The sequence below is a fragment of the Streptomyces otsuchiensis genome, from assembly GCF_004305975.1.
GTDB classification, from domain to species: Bacteria; Actinomycetota; Actinomycetes; order Streptomycetales; family Streptomycetaceae; genus Streptomyces; species Streptomyces otsuchiensis.
Genome location: NZ_BHZI01000026.1, coordinates 1 through 15,119 on the forward strand (window position 1 = coordinate 1; position 15,119 = coordinate 15,119).

The following is a 15,119-nucleotide window of genomic DNA, read 5'->3' on the forward strand; positions in this document are numbered from 1 at the left end:
GTGAGCGCCCGCCCGCGCCGCCGTCCCACGCCCCCGCCTCAGCGCGGGCGGGCGCTCACAGGCTCCAGACCAGCGTCTCGTCCGCCGCCAGCCAGTGGACCTCCGCCGGCTCGGTCTCCTCGGGTATGAGGAAGGTCCGGCAGTCGTAGAACGACTCGCCGCTGGGCAGTTCGCCCGCGTTGATCGCCGTGGCGTCGTCGCAGCCGTTGGGCATGCCGAGTTCGATGTAGCTCTGGACGTTCTCGCCCCAGCCCTCGTCGTCGGCGAGCAGCAGCTTCAGCGTGGTGCGCTCGGAGGGCTGCAGCATGGCGATGTCCTCGCCGTCGGCGTGGTCGAACATCAGGTGGACGTGGACGGGCCGCATCTCCTCGACGTCGCTGGTGAACAGCTCGGGGTCGATGTCCTCGGGCTCGCCCACGTGCACGTCGGTGGCGGTGACGACGAGCATCGCCTCGGAGGCGCCGTTGGTCCACCGCACGGCTTCGCTGCTGTCTCCGACATCGAGGCTGATGACGCCCGGCTCGGAGTCGGAGCCGCCGTCGGAGCCGTCCCCCGCGTCACCGTCATCGTCACCGTCGTCGCCCTCGGCCGCGCCGCCGTTCTCCTGCTGGGCGGTGCTCTCCCCGGTGCCGTCCGAGCCGTCCCCGTCGTCGCCGGAGCCGTCCCCGGAGCCGCAGGCGGTGAGGGCCAGTGTCAGTGCGGCGGCCGGTGCGGCGGCCCTCAGCCATGCTGTGGAGCGGGTCATGCGGTCTCTCCCCGTGTCGGGTGGCGGATGTGCGCGGGGCCGACGTCTCCGTCGGCCTCCTGGACGCTCGTGCCCGGCCGGGGGCGGGGAATGCCGAGGATCGTGAACAGGAGCAAACGGTGACGCCGTCGTTGCGCGACCGCTACAAACGATGCGGGGTTCGCCACCGGTCCGACCTGTGGTGACGCCCGGTCGCCTCCGTTCGGTAGCCCCCGTCGCCGTCGGAGTGACCCGTTTCGATCGGGAAGGCACGCCGAGGGCGGGACGCGAGCACCGGCCCGCGCGCCACGGGCCGCGCCGTGAGCGTCAGCCGTAGACGCGCCGCATCGCGTAGTCGGTCATCTCGTCGACGGCCTTGGCGTCCAGTACCAGCCGGTGCTCGCCCTCCATGTCCAGCGCGAAGCCGTAGCCGTGCGGGAGCAGGTCCAGCACCTCGCCGCCGGTGACGGTGAAGTACCGGGACTCCTTCCCCGCGTACTTCCGCAGCTCGCGCAGGGAGGTGAAGAGGGGGATCACGGGTTCCTGGGTGGTCTGTACGGCGAGGAAGCCGGGGGTCTCGCCGCGCGGGCAGTAGACCTTGGCGCTCCAGAAGATGTCCTGGAACTCCTCGGTGGCCAGGGCGCCGGAGGTGTAGGCGCGCAGTCCGTCGACGAGGGTCAGCGGGGCGGCCGGGGCCGGCTGGTGCTGTGCGTGCTGCTGCTGGTGCTGCCCGTGCCCGGGGTGTTCCCCGTGCTGCCCGTGCTGCCCGTGCTGTTGGTACTGCTCGGGCTGGGCGTACGGCGACGGCTCGCCGTACCCGGTGCCGGGTGGCTGCTGCGGGGCGCCGTAGGGCGGCTGCCCGTGCGGTGCGTGCGGGTCCTGCGGGTGGCCGCCGTACGCGCTCTGGTCGTAGCCATACATGGGGGAGAGCGTACTGACTCACACTTGGCGGACTATCTCTTGCTTCTTATTACCGATGGGTAGCATGATGGTGGTTACCAACCGGTACACGTCGCGCTGCCCGCCCCGGCAGTCACCCGATCACTACGGAGTCGTCTCATGGGCCACTACAAGTCGAATCTCCGCGACATCGAGTTCAACCTGTTCGAGGTGCTGGGCCGCGACAAGGTCTACGGCAGCGGTCCCTTCGCCGACATGGACGCCGACACCGCGCGGAACGTCCTCTCCGAGATCGCCCGCATGTCGGAGAACGAGCTGGCCGCCTCCTACGAGGACGGCGACCGCAACCCCCCGGTGTTCGACCCCGAGACCAACACCGCCCCGGTCCCGGCCTCCTTCCGCAAGAGCTACCAGGCGTACATGGACGCCGAGTGGTGGCGCCTGGGCATCTCCGAGGAGCTGGGCGGCACCGAGGCGCCGCGCTCGCTGCTGTGGGGCTTCGCGGAGACCATCCTCGGCGCCAACCCGGCGGTGTGGATGTACGCCTCCGGCCCGGCGTTCGCCTCCGTCATCCAGGACGAGGGCACCGAGGCGCAGCACAAGGTCGCGCAGCTGATGATCGACAAGCAGTGGGGCTCCACCATGGTCCTCACCGAGCCGGACGCCGGCTCCGATGTCGGCGCCGGCCGCACCAAGGCCGTCCAGCAGGACGACGGCAGCTGGCACATCGACGGCGTCAAGCGGTTCATCACCTCCGGCGAGCACGACATGTCGGAGAACATCGTCCACTTCGTCCTCGCCCGCCCCGAGGGCCACGGCCCGGGCACCAAGGGCCTCTCCCTCTTCGTCGTGCCGAAGTACGACTTCGACTGGGAGACCGGCGAGCTGGGCGAGCGCAACGGCGTCTACGCCACCAACGTCGAGCACAAGATGGGCCTGAAGGTCTCCAACACCTGTGAGCTGACCTTCGGCGCCAACGGCCCGGCCAAGGGCTGGCTGCTCGGCGAGAAGCACGACGGCATCCGCCAGATGTTCAAGATCATCGAGTTCGCGCGGATGATGGTCGGCACGAAGGCCATCGCCACCCTCTCCTCCGGCTACCTCAACGCCCTGGAGTACGCCAAGGAGCGCGTGCAGGGCCCGGACCTCACCGAGTTCGCCAACAAGGCCGCGCCGCGCGTCACCGTCACCCACCACCCCGACGTGCGCCGCTCGCTGATGACGCAGAAGGCGTACGCGGAGGGCATGCGGGCGCTGGTGCTCTACACCGCGACCGTCCAGGACGAGGTCATCCTCAAGAAGGCCGCGGGTGAGGACTCCTCCGCCGCCGAGGCCAAGAACGACCTGCTGCTCCCGATCGTCAAGGGCTACGGCTCCGAGCGCTCCTACGAGCAGCTGGCCCAGTCCCTGCAGACCTTCGGCGGCTCCGGCTACCTCCAGGAGTACCCGCTGGAGCAGTACATCCGGGACGCCAAGATCGACACCCTCTACGAGGGCACCACGGCCATCCAGGGCCAGGACTTCTTCTTCCGCAAGATCGTCCGCAACCAGGGCGCGGCGCTTAACGGCCTGTCGGAGGAGATCAAGAAGTTCCTCGCCGAGGCGCCGGGCGGCGACACCCTCGCCGACGCCCGGGAGGAGCTGGCCGCCGCGGCCGGCGAGCTGGAGGCCCTGGTCGGCGTCCTGCTCACCGACCTCGCCGCCACCGAGACCGACGTCAAGTCGCTCTACAAGGTCGGCCTCAACACCACCCGCTTCCTGATGGCCTCCGGTGACGTCGTCGTCGGCTACCTGCTGCTGCGCGGCGCCGCGGTCGCCACCGAGAAGCTCGGCTCCGCCTCCGCCAAGGACAAGCAGTTCTACGCCGGCAAGATCGCCGCGGCCCGGCACTTCGCCCGCGAGGTCCTGCCGAACGTCGCCGTCGCGCGCGGTGTCGCCGCCAAGACCGACCTGTCCCTGATGGAGCTGGACGAGGCCGCGTTCTGATCCGGCGCCCTCGCCCCGCCCGCCCGCGGCCTCGCCACGGGCACCGCTGAACGACCGGCCGACGGGCCGGCCGGCGCACCCCGCGTCGGCCGGCCCGTCGTCGTGCGCGGACGGCGCGCCCTGGCCCGTCGTGCGGACGGCGCGGAGGGCCAGCGCGGGCCGAACGCGCGGTGTGCACGGCCGGTCGCGCTGCGAACAACCCCCAGGCCCGTCGGCCCCCGGAAGGGCCGCCGTCCGTATGCTGGGCGGCATGACCGTGCTTCCCCGCTTCGACCGCGACCACACCGACGGCCTGGCCGGCTTCCTCTCCGCGTCCCCGTCGCCCTACCACGCGGTCGCAGCAGCCGCCGAGCGGCTGGTGAAGGCCGGGTTCCGGGAAGCGCGGGAGACCGACGCATGGGAGGGCGGCTCCGGCGGCCGTTTCGTGCTCCGCGGCGGCGCGATCATCGCCTGGTACGTGCCCGAGGGCGCGAGCCCCGCGACACCGTTCCGGATCGCGGGCGCGCACACCGACTCGCCCAACCTCCGCGTCAAGCCGGTCCCGGACACCGGGCGGCACGGCTGGAAGCAGATCGCCGTCGAGGTCTACGGCGGCACCCTGCTCAACACCTGGCTCGACCGCGACCTCGGCCTCGCCGGGCGGCTCTCGCTGCGCGACGGCGGCCACACCCTGGTCAACGTCGACCGGCCGCTGCTGCGCGTCCCGCAGCTGGCGATCCACCTCGACCGCCAGGCCAACGACGGCCTGAAGCTGGACCGGCAGCAGCACATGAAGCCGATCTGGGGCACGGGCAACCCCACCGAGGGCGAGCTGATCGCGTTCCTCGCCGACGAGGCCGGGGTCTCCGCCGCCGACGTCACCGGCTGGGACCTCATGGTCCACAGCGTCGAGCCGCCCGCCTACCTGGGCAAGGACCGCGAGCTGCTGGCCGGCCCGCGCATGGACAACCTGCTGTCGGTGCACGCCGCGACCGAGGCGCTGGCCGCGCTCGCCGCCAGGAGCGACGCCGGGGAACTCACGCTGCCCCACATCCCGGTGCTGGCCGCCTTCGACCACGAGGAGAACGGCAGCCAGTCCGACACCGGCGCCGACGGACCCCTGCTCGGCAACGTGCTGGAACGCTCCGTCCTCTCCCGCGGCGGCGGTCACGAGGACCGCGCCCGGGCCTACGCCGGCTCGGTCTGCCTCTCCTCCGACACCGGCCACGCGGTGCACCCCAACTACGCCGAGCGGCACGACCCCGACCACCTGCCGCACGTCAACGGCGGCCCCATCCTCAAGGTCAACGTCAACCAGCGGTACGCCACCGACGGCAGCGGGCGCGCGGTGTTCGCCGCCGCCTGCGAGCGCGCCTCGGTGCCGTGGCAGACCTTCGTCTCCAACAACGCGATGCCCTGCGGCACCACCATCGGGCCGATCACCGCCGCCCGGCACGGCATCGCCACCGTCGACATCGGCGTCGCGATCCTCTCCATGCACTCGGCCCGTGAACTGTGCGGCGCGGACGACCCGTACCACCTCGCCAACGCCCTGACCGGCTTCCTGGCCGGCTGAGCCGACGGGCCGCGTCGCGCCGCCCCGCGTCACGCCCCGCACCGCCTCGCCTCGCCGTCGCCGCGCCGGACGTCGCCCCCGTCCAACAGCGGCCTGTCGTAAAGGCGTTGCGGACGTTGCAGGTGTGACGGCGGACGACGGTGTGCCGGGAGCGTCCGGGGCCCGCCGCGGTGGCACTCCGGCGCGTGAAATCGGGGATTCCCGCAGCGCACGCGGCGCTGCCCGGGGTGGCCGAGGACAGGTAACTTCCCGCGCACACTTGCGACGCAGCTCGAACTGACGCCGTTGTGCGCCCTAGGATGAGCACACACGCAACCCGGCACACTCACCGCTTCGAGGGGTCCTGTGAGCGAGCGACCAAGCCTTCAGCCGTCCATCGACGCCTGGACGCAGTCCATCGAGGCGATATCGGAGCTGGTCTCGCCCCTCGCCGAAGGCGAGTGGAACCGTCGCACGGAGTGCCCCGGCTGGTCGGTCCGTGACGTGGTCTCCCACGTCATCGGCCTGGAGACCGAAGCCCTGGGCGACCCCCGTCCGATCCACAGCCTGCCCCGCGACCTCTACCACGTCACCGACGAGACCAGCCGCTACATGGAGGTCCAGGTCGACGTCCGCCGGCACCACACCGGCCCGGAGATGACCGGCGAGCTGGAGTACACGATCATCCGTCGCTGCCGCCAGCTGCGCAACGACAAGCGCTCCCCCGACCACACCGTGAACAGCCCGGTGTTCGGGCAGATGACCCTCGAAGAGTTCCTGCGGCGGCGGGCGTTCGACCTCTGGGTGCACGAGCAGGACATCCGCCGCGCGCTCGACAAGCCCGGCAATCTGGACTCCGCCGGCGCCGAGATCGCACGCGACACCATGATCGAGGCGCTGCCCCACGTCATCGCCAAGAAGGCGGCGGTGCCGCCGCGTTCGGCCGTGGTCTTCGACATCGGCGGCCCGCTGGAGTTCCTGCGCACCGTCCGCGTCGACGAGGTCGGGTGGGGCAGCGTCTCCAGCAGCCCGTCGCTCGGGCCGATCGCGACCTTCACCACCGACTGGGAGACCTACGCACGGATGGCGTGCGGCCGGATGCGCCGCCGCCGGGCGGCGGACCGGCTGAAGGTCGAGGGTGAGCCCGATGTCACCGACCGCATTCTGGCCAACTTCTCCATCACGCCCTGACGTTCGCCGCAGGGCGGCGGACCGGCGGTGACCGCGGTGGAGCCGCCGACGGCGTAGGCCCCACCGACGGCGTGGGCCCGCCGACGAAGAGGACACCGACGACGAAGAGGACACCGACGGCGAAGGGCCGTCGGGCGAACTTCGGTTCGCCCGACGGCCCTTCGCCGTCATCAGCGGGTGCGACGCCCCGCCGGTGCTCCGCGGCGGGTCAGCTGCCGGGCTCCTTGCCGGTGGAGACGGTCAGCTGGATCTTGTCGTTGACCGGGTCGAACCGCTCGTAGGGCTTGGGCGACTGGTCGACGACCATGCCCTTACCCTTCAGCACCTCGTCCTTCATGATGTCGTTCTCGTAGTTCCACGCGCCGCTCTCCTCGTGAGCCTCGGTCCCGGCCCGCAGGCACTCCTTGACCGAGGAGACGTGGAAGTCGTAGAGCTTCGGCATCGTGACGGAGCCCGGGTGCTCGTCCTGGTCGTACCAGTCGCGCGCCTCGGTGCAGATCGCCGTCTCGATGGTCTTGTCCGGGTCGCCTTCCTTGAAGCGCGGCTCGCGCTCCTCGTCCTGCTCGTCGTCGTCATCGTCGTCGTCGCGCCCGTCATCGTCGTCGTCCCCGCCCGCGGCGTCCGGGTCGTCCGTGCCGGGCTCGGTGCCGGCGCCGGTGCCGGCGGTCCCGCCGCCGGCCTCGTTCGAGCCGTCGTCACTGTTGATCACCACCAGCGTGGCGAGACCGATGATCATCGCGATGGCGACCACGGCGGCCAGCGAGATCAGCAGCGTCTTGCCGCCGTTGCCGCCGCCCGATCCGCTGTTGGCCGGCGGCGGCCCCACGACGTAGGGCGGCGGGGTGTGCGGCCCCGGGTGCTGCGCCGCCGCCTGCGGGTAGCCGTAGGCGCCGCCCGCGGTCGGGGCGTACGGGGAGTGTCCGGGCGGCGGGGTCGGGTTGCCGAACTCCGGGAAGACCGAGTTGGCGACCGCCGCGCCGCTGGCGACCGGGCCGGTGGAGGTGATGTGCGGGGTGGAGTTGGTCAGCTGGTTCGCGACCCGCAGGCACTCCTCGCGCAGGGCCTGCGCGCTGGGGAACCGCTCGTTGGGGTTCTTCCGCAGCATCCGCGCGACCAGGGCGTCCAGCGCGGGCGGCACGGAGGCGTTGATCGACGACGGCGCCGGCGGCTCCTCCTGGACGTGCGCGTAGGCGATGGCCAGCGGCGAGTCCGCGTCGAACGGCAGCCGTCCGGTGAGCAGCTCGAACAGCATGACGCCGACCGAGTACAGGTCGGACCGGGCGTCGACGCCGCGGCCGAGGGCCTGCTCGGGGGAGAGGTACTGCGGGGTGCCGACGACCATGCCCGTCTGGGTCATCGCGGTGACGCCGGACTGCATCGCACGGGCGATACCGAAGTCCATGACCTTGACCACGTCACGCTTGGTCATCATGACGTTGCCGGGCTTGATGTCCCGGTGGACCAGGCCCATCTCGTGGGACATGTCGAGCGCCGAGCAGACGTCCGCGATCACCGCGAGCGCCTTGTCGGCGGGCATCGCGCCGAACTCGCGGATGTCCTCGTCCAGGACGTTCCGCAGCGGCTTGCCGTCGACGTACTCCATGACGATGTACGGCACGGGGAGGCCGTCGATGACGTCCTCGCCGGTGTCGAAGACCGACACGATGTTGGCGTGGGTCAGTTTCGCGACAGACTGCGCCTCGCGCTTGAACCGCTCCCGGAAGGAGTCGTCGCGGCCGAGTTCGCCGTGCATCGTCTTGACGGCCACCTGCCGGTCCAGCACGGTGTCGTAGGCGAGGTTGACCGAGGCCATGCCGCCGGTGCCCAGCAGGGTCTGCAGTTGATAACGCCCCCCGCCCACGGCTCTGCCAGAGTAGTCAGCTGGCTGCGCGGCGTGCTCGTTCATCAGTCTGCTCCCCCTCGGCTGCATACATCAGCGCCAAGTCTGCCTCAGCGTATGTAGGCGTCAAGCACGTTGTCCGTTCCGTGACCGCTTGGCTCGGGGCCTGTGACGGGACCGTCATACTCGACTCGGGCCCGTGACCTCGACTTGGCACCGCGACCCCACAACCGGTTTGATGGCGAAGCGAGACGCGACGACGGTGAGGACCGATGGCACAGGAGCATGGCGCTGCGGGCGACGGCGGGGACGAGCCCGAGGCGGCCCACGGCGACCGGCCCGAGACGTCGGGGACACCTGACACAGCGCGGAACCCCGAGGTCGCGGGCGGTGCGGACAACCCTGACGACCGGCCCACGGAGATCGCCGGACGGCCGGTCGACGGCCGCGCGGAGGCCCCCGGCGCAACCGGAAAGGGCCGCTCCGGCGACGACGGCGAGGACCGCGGGCCCGGTGCGGCGAGCCCCGCTGGCACCCCGGAGCGCGCCGCCGGAGGCTCTCCCGAGCCCGACGGCACCCTGAGCGACGCACATCACACCCCGCAGGCACCGCCCTCCCGGCCGACCGCGTCCGGCTCCGGCAGCGGCGGCCTCGACCCGGTCGACGACCCCAAGCAGTGGGGCCGCAACGGTCTCGTCGGCGAAGGCCGCTACCGGCTGACCCGCCGCCTCGGCCGCGGCGGCATGGCGGACGTGTTCGCCGCCGAGGACGTCCGCCTCGGCCGGCTGGTCGCCGTCAAGCTGCTGCGGCCCGACCTCGCCGAGGACGCCGTCGCCAAGGCGCGCTTCACCCGCGAGGCGCAGTCGGTGGCCGGGCTCAACCACCACGCGGTGGTGGCGGTCTACGACTCCGGCGAGGAGGACACCGGCGGCGTCGTCGGGACCGTCCCCTACATCGTGATGGAGCTGGTCAACGGCCACACCATCCGCGAGCTGCTGATCAACGAGGACGCGCAGCCGGTCGAGCGGGCGCTGACCATCGTCTCCGGGGTGCTGGAGGCGCTGGCCTACAGCCACCAGCACGGCATCGTGCACCGGGACATCAAGCCCGCCAACGTCATCATCACCGACACCGGCTCGGTCAAGGTGATGGACTTCGGCATCGCCCGGGCGCTGCACGGGGTGCAGTCCACGATGACCCAGACCGGCATGGTCATGGGCACCCCGCAGTACCTCTCGCCCGAGCAGGCGCTCGGCAAGGCCGTGGACACCCGCTCCGACCTCTATGCCGTCGGCTGTCTGCTGTACGAACTCCTCACCCAGCGCCCGCCGTTCACCGGCGAGTCACCGCTGTCGGTGGTGTACCAGCACGTCCAGGACCTGCCGCGGCTGCCCTCGGAGGTCTCCGAGCTGCCGCCGCCGGAGCTGGACGGCCTGGTGATGCGCTCCCTCGCCAAGGACCCGGACGACCGGTTCCAGACGGCCGAGGAGATGCGCTCCCTCATCCAGTACGGCCTGCGGATGCTGGAGACCCACGGCAGTCACACCGGCGGCCTGTGGAACACCGGCGCCGCCACCTCCGACACCCCGCCCCTGGGCCGGCCGGGGGTCGGCCCCGCGCCCACCCAGGTCGGTCCGCCGCTGCTGCTCGGCCACCCCGGCGGCGACGACACCCCGCCCGGCGGCAGGCCCCCGGTCGATCCGACCACCAACCGGCTGCGCTACGTGCTGATCGCGCTGCTCGCGGTCTGCGCGGTCGTGATCGGCGTCTTCATCGCGGTCAACGCCTCGGACGACGGCGGCGGGCGTGAGAACCAGCCCCCGCCCGTCCCGGCCCCGGAGACGCAGGACCCCCCGGAGCCGGAGGACGAGCCCGAGGACGAGCCGGAGGACGAGCCGGACGACACGCCGACGGAGCGGGACTGGAACGAGACCTCCTCCACCAGCGGCAACTCCTCGTCGCCGTCCTACGGTTCCTCCAACAGCGGCAGCCCCGGTCAGGGCACCTCGGAGGGCACCGACCCCGGTGACGACGACGGCACCGACCCCGGTGACGACTCGGGCGGCGAGACCGACCCCACCACCGAGCCTCCGCCGACCGACCCGGACCCGTCCGACCCTGACCCGGCCGATCCGACCGACCCGACGGACCCGACCGACCCGACGGCGCCCGACCCGACGGCACCGGACCCGACCGACCCGGGCGGCGCGACGTCCCCGGACCCGGGCGGTGCGAACGCCGGAGCCACCGGCTGACGCCGGGCGCCGCGCAGCGGACATGACACAGGCCGGTGGTTACGGAAAGTAGCCACCGGCCTCTGTCATGTCCGCTGCTACGGAAAGTAGCGAAGCGGGCTCCGGCGGGCCGGCCCGGGTGGACATCCGTGCAAACGCGGAAGCGCGTGCGCGCGTCCTGCGAACTCCCTTCGGGGCAACCCTTCGGAGGGCTGTGCGAAACGCCGCGAGACCCGGAAGGCAGCAGGTGGCACGGGGTGCCGTGCCGTTCTGAGGTGGGCACGCCAGCCGGGCCGCGCGGCCACCCGCGCTCACCCGGCGACCCACCGGAAATCGTTCATTATCATCCCGGCTGCCTCGTAGTCATGTGAACGCAGAAGGTAGCGGAAGGTGATCTACGATGCGCCACGTGTCGCCCACCAACGCCCCGCCCGCCGCCCGCACTCTCAGCATCCTGACGCGCCGTTACGGCGCAGGGGAGCCACTGTCGTGCGAGCCGCTCGATCGCGGCCTGCTCAACCGCGGATACCGGCTCTCGACGACCAGGGGGTCGTACTTCCTCAAGCACCACCTTGACGGTGACCCGCAGACCGTGCTGCCGCTGGCGGCCCGCCACCGCGCCACCGAGGCCCTCGCCGCCCGCGGCCTCCCGGTCGTCGCGCCGCTCGCCGACCGCGCCGGGCGGACCGTCGCCTCGCTGGACGGCCGCAGCTACGCCCTCCACCCGTGGGTCGACGGCCACCACCGGGACGGCGGCGAACTGTCCGTCCCCCAGTCCCACCGGCTGGGAGACCTGCTGGGACGGGTGCACGCGCAGCTGGAGCACGTCATAGGGGCGGACCGGGACGTGGACGCGTTGCCCGGAACCATCTCCGCCGGCGCCTTCGCGCCCGCCCGCACCGGCGCCGCCGGTTCCGCGAGCACAGCCGGGGCCGCGCCCGGGACCGCGCTCGGGACGGCGCTCGGCACAGCGAGCGCCGCCTGGCCCGCCGACCGCGGGCGTGCGCGCCGGCCCGCGGACGGACCCGTGCCGGCGCCGCGCGCACCACACGGGCCGGCTCCCTCCTCCTGCCGCGCGGGCGCAGCCGGGCAGCGCCTCCTGCCCTCCTCGCCCGTCGCCGCAACCGAGACGGCCCGCACCGAGGACACGCTGTGCCTGATCGACCAGCTGCTGGCCCGCATCCGACGCACCTCCCGCCGCAGCTGCTTCGACGAGCTGGCCGAACACCGGCTGCGGGAGCGCCGCCGGATGCTGTACGACCACGGACACCGGCGTCCGGACCGTGCCCGGATCCCCGCCTCGGGCTGGGTGCACGGCGACTTCCACCCCCTCAACCTCATCTACCGCAGCGCGAGCCCGGTGGAGCCGCTGGCCATCATCGACTGGGACCGCCTCGGTGTGCGGCCGCGCGCCGAGGAGGCGGTACGCGCCGCGGTGATCTTCTTCCTGCGGGCGGACGGCGGCCTCGACCTCCCCAAGGTCCGCGCCTACGCCCGCGCCTACCGGCAGAGCACCGGCGCCGGCGCCGACGAACTCGACGCGGCCACGCGGCGGGTGTGGTGGGAGCGGCTCAACGACTTCTGGATGCTGCGCTGGCACTACGAGCTGCGTGACCACCGTGCCGACCCGCAGTTCGCCGCGTCGTCGGCGCTGGTGGTCTGGTGGACGCGGCACGCGGTGGCCGTTCGGGACGCGTTCAGCGACTGAGGCGCGCCGCCTCGTCGGCGTCGCCGGCGTCGCCGGCGGTCTCCGCGTCCGTGGCGGTGTCCGCGTCCGCGTCCGCCGGGTGCCGGACGGTGGCCAGCATCGGCTCCAGCCGGGCGTAGAGCGTGCCGGGCGGGTCCTCGACGGCCGCGGTACCGGCCCCGCTCGCCGTCCCGCCCGGCTCCGCCGCGGGGGGTGTCGCGCCCGTGGCGTCGGGCACGCGGGCCGGCCGTTCTCCCGAACGGTCGAACGCCGCGCGTTCGGCGTCGGTGGGACGCACCGTGGTCACCGTGCCCACCAGCTGGACGCCGAGGGCCTGTTCGGTCCAGTCGGCGGCCGGGTGCGCGTGGTAGGCGAGCACCGTGCCGTCCAGCACCCGGGACTCGATCTGCCCGGCCGGGATGCGCAGCAGCACGCTGCCGCGGGTCACCAGGTGCTGGGCCAGCAGAACGAAGGGCAGGGCACGCCGGGTCACCGCGGCACGGCCGTGCGAGGCGTGCGGCAGCAGCCGCAGCGCCTCGGCGAGCTGGTCGGAGGGGCGGTGCGCGGACATGCCTCTCACCCTGCCGACCTCCGGGCGCCCGTTGGGGCAGGGAAAGTCCCTGATCGGTGGACGATGGTCCCGGATTAACCAGGCGCTTGGTGCACGGGGTTACACAACGGACATCACGCGCGCCCGGCGCGCGCGCCTCCGCGTCGCCCCGTTCCGTCTCCCTTGCCGCCCGCCCTGCCGCCTCCGCGTGCCGCCGGTCACTGCTCCGGGCGCGGGCGTTCCGCCTGGATGCGGGCGACGTAGGCGGCGGCCTGGGAGCGCCGGGCCATGCCCAGCTTGGCCAGCAGGCTGGAGACGTAGTTCTTGATGGTCTTCTCCGCCAGGTGCAGCCGCTCACCGATGGCGCGGTTGGTCAGCCCCTCGCCGATGAGGTCCAGGATGCGGCGCTCCTGGTCCGTCAGATGGGACAGCCGGTCGTCCTGCTTGCCGTCGCCGTCGCGCAGCCGCTCCAGGACGCGCTGGGTGGCGACCGGGTCGAGGAGGGACTTCCCGGCCGCCACGTCACGGACGGCGGAGAGGAGTTCGGTGCCCCGGATCGCCTTGAGGACGTACCCGGAGGCGCCCGCCATGATGGCGTCGAACAGCGCCTCGTCGTCGGCGTAGGAGGTCAGCATCAGGCAGGCGATGTTCTCGTCGCGGGAGCGCACCTCCCGGCAGACCTCGACTCCGCTGCCGTCCGGCAGCCGCACGTCGAGGACGGCGACATCGGGACGGGCGGCGGGGATGCGGACCAGGGCGTCGGCCGCCGTTCCGGCCTCCCCGACCACCTCGATGTCCTCCTCCAGGGACAGCATCTCGTGCACGCCGCGTCGGACCACCTCGTGATCGTCCACGAGGAATACCGTGATTTTTCCGTCTTTCGGCACACGGCCAGTGTCACACAGGGAGCACAGCGCCGCCGCTCTTCCCGTAACCCGGTCGGCCGGGTTACGGTGCGCGTGTCCTTCGACGGCTTGCAAGGCTGTGACCAGCGCCGTTCCCGCGCCTCCCCGAATTACTTGGGCATCCAGGTATTTTCGCAGGTCAGGGACGCTTCGCTGGACGCTGGCGCAATGGGTACCGTGCTGTTTAGCGGGCCATCGAACGCGACACGACAGTCACGCTCGGTACGTCCGCCGCGCACCCACCCCGTGCGCCGTACGGACCGGGCGAGCCGCACTGGCCCACCCGGAAGACCCCGGGGGCCGGACCGACGGAGGAGCACACGTGACCGTGGAGAGCACTGCGCGCGCGAAGACGCCACGCAGCGGCGTGAAACGCACCGCCACCAAGACGACCAAGAAGGCAGCCGCGAAGAAGGCGCCCGCCAAGAAGGCGACGGGCGCCAAGGCCGCCGCCAAGAAGGCCGCCGCCAAGGCGCCCGCCGGTCGTCCGGAGCCGGAGATGGTGCAACTGCTGACCCCCGAGGGGGTGCGGGTCGAGCACCCGGACTACACCATCGACATCGACGCCGACGAACTGCGTGGCCTGTACCGCGACATGGTGCTGACCCGCCGCTTCGACGCCGAGGCCACCGCCCTGCAGCGACAGGGCGAGCTGGGCCTGTGGCCGTCGCTCCTCGGCCAGGAGGCCGCCCAGATCGGCTCCGGCCGCGCGCTGCGGCCCGACGACTACGTCTTCCCGACCTACCGCGAGCACGGCGTCGCCTGGTGCCGCGGCGTCGACCCGGCGCAGCTCCTGGGCATGTTCCGCGGCGTGAACAACGGCGGCTGGGACCCCAACAGCAACAACTTCCACCTCTACACCATCGTCATCGGCTCGCAGGCGCTGCACGCCACCGGCTACGCCATGGGCGTAGCCAAGGACGGCGCCGACACCGCGGTCCTCGCCTACTTCGGCGACGGCGCGACCAGCCAGGGCGACGTCGCCGAGGCGTTCACCTTCTCCGCCGTGTACAACGCCCCGGTCGTCTTCTTCTGCCAGAACAACCAGTGGGCGATCTCCGAGCCCACCGAGCGCCAGACCCGCGTGCCGCTCTACCAGCGGGCCGCCGGCTACGGCTTCCCCGGCATCCGCGTCGACGGCAACGACGTCCTCGCCGTCCTCGCCGTGACCCGCGCGGCCGTCGAGCGCGCCCGCACCGGCCAGGGCCCGATGCTCATCGAGGCGTTCACCTACCGCATGGGCGCCCACACCACCTCCGACGACCCCACCCGCTACCGCTCCGACGACGAGCGCGCCGCGTGGGAGGCGAAGGACCCGATCCTGCGGCTCCGCGCCTACCTGGAGAACGAGCAGCTCGCCGACGAGGCGTTCCTCGCCTCGATCGACGAGGAGAGCGACACCATGGCCAAGCGGGTGCGCGAAGCCATCCGGACCATGCCCGACCCGCCCGCGATGTCGATGTTCGACAACATCTACGCCGACGGCCACGCGCTCGTCGACGAGGAGCGCGCCCAGTACGCCGCGTACGCCGCCTCCTTCGCGGACACCGACGAGGAGGGCAACTGAC

11 protein-coding genes are annotated in these 15,119 nt (G+C 72.2%); 6 read left to right on the top strand and 5 right to left on the bottom strand.

The genetic code is table 11. From position 1 onward, the window contains the following. Positions 1 to 55: 55 nt before the first annotated feature. Both E0D90_RS04520 and E0D90_RS04525 read right to left on the bottom strand, forming a co-directional pair. The gene (locus tag E0D90_RS04520) at positions 56 to 745 is read right to left on the bottom strand and encodes a hypothetical protein (protein ID WP_130796679.1); all 690 of its coding nucleotides are present in this window, start codon (positions 743 to 745) and stop codon (positions 56 to 58) included. A 306-nt stretch (positions 746 to 1,051) separates the two neighbouring features. Further along, on the bottom strand, positions 1,052 to 1,645 hold the full coding sequence (locus E0D90_RS04525) for an SseB family protein (RefSeq protein ID WP_130796680.1): 594 nt from the start codon (positions 1,643 to 1,645) through the stop codon (positions 1,052 to 1,054). Between the two features lie 138 nt (positions 1,646 to 1,783). Between E0D90_RS04525 and E0D90_RS04530 the strand changes: the two genes are divergently transcribed. The 3 genes from E0D90_RS04530 (at position 1,784) to E0D90_RS04540 (ending at position 6,335) form a co-directional block, all read left to right on the top strand. After that, positions 1,784 to 3,610, top strand: a complete 1,827-nt coding sequence (locus E0D90_RS04530; protein ID WP_130796681.1) for an acyl-CoA dehydrogenase — start codon at positions 1,784 to 1,786, stop codon at positions 3,608 to 3,610. A 250-nt stretch (positions 3,611 to 3,860) separates the two neighbouring features. Beyond that, positions 3,861 to 5,165: a M18 family aminopeptidase gene (locus E0D90_RS04535; protein WP_130796682.1), complete on the top strand. Its 1,305-nt coding sequence runs from the start codon at positions 3,861 to 3,863 to the stop codon at positions 5,163 to 5,165. A gap of 345 nt (positions 5,166 to 5,510) precedes the next feature. Further along, positions 5,511 to 6,335: a maleylpyruvate isomerase family mycothiol-dependent enzyme gene (locus tag E0D90_RS04540; RefSeq protein WP_130796683.1), complete on the top strand. Its 825-nt coding sequence runs from the start codon at positions 5,511 to 5,513 to the stop codon at positions 6,333 to 6,335. A gap of 208 nt (positions 6,336 to 6,543) precedes the next feature. Here the strand turns inward: E0D90_RS04540 and E0D90_RS04545 are convergent, their stop codons facing one another. Next, positions 6,544 to 8,241 (bottom strand): protein kinase domain-containing protein, encoded by a 1,698-nt coding sequence (locus tag E0D90_RS04545; protein ID WP_130796684.1) that lies wholly within the window; start codon positions 8,239 to 8,241, stop codon positions 6,544 to 6,546. Positions 8,242 to 8,447: 206 nt separating this feature from the next. On the opposite strand from E0D90_RS04545, the gene E0D90_RS04550 reads away from it, so the two are divergent. Further along, entirely contained in the window at positions 8,448 to 10,430 is a 1,983-nt protein-coding gene (locus E0D90_RS04550; protein WP_103501892.1) for a protein kinase domain-containing protein, read from the top strand. Positions 10,431 to 10,818: 388 nt separating this feature from the next. Further along, positions 10,819 to 12,117, top strand: a complete 1,299-nt coding sequence (locus E0D90_RS04555; protein WP_227869985.1) for a phosphotransferase — start codon at positions 10,819 to 10,821, stop codon at positions 12,115 to 12,117. Here the strand turns inward: E0D90_RS04555 and E0D90_RS04560 are convergent. Together E0D90_RS04560 and E0D90_RS04565 are read right to left on the bottom strand one after the other, a co-directional pair. Next, positions 12,107 to 12,667: a hypothetical protein gene (locus tag E0D90_RS04560; protein WP_130796686.1), complete on the bottom strand. Its 561-nt coding sequence runs from the start codon at positions 12,665 to 12,667 to the stop codon at positions 12,107 to 12,109. The genes E0D90_RS04555 and E0D90_RS04560 overlap by 11 nt on opposite strands. 197 nt (positions 12,668 to 12,864) lie before the next feature. Continuing rightward, positions 12,865 to 13,533, bottom strand: a complete 669-nt coding sequence (locus tag E0D90_RS04565; protein WP_103500353.1) for a response regulator — start codon at positions 13,531 to 13,533, stop codon at positions 12,865 to 12,867. A gap of 340 nt (positions 13,534 to 13,873) precedes the next feature. On the opposite strand from E0D90_RS04565, the gene pdhA reads away from it, so the two are divergent. Then, on the top strand, positions 13,874 to 15,118 hold the full coding sequence (pdhA, locus tag E0D90_RS04570) for a pyruvate dehydrogenase (acetyl-transferring) E1 component subunit alpha (protein ID WP_130796687.1): 1,245 nt from the start codon (positions 13,874 to 13,876) through the stop codon (positions 15,116 to 15,118). The last annotated feature ends 1 nt before the right edge of the window (position 15,119 follow it).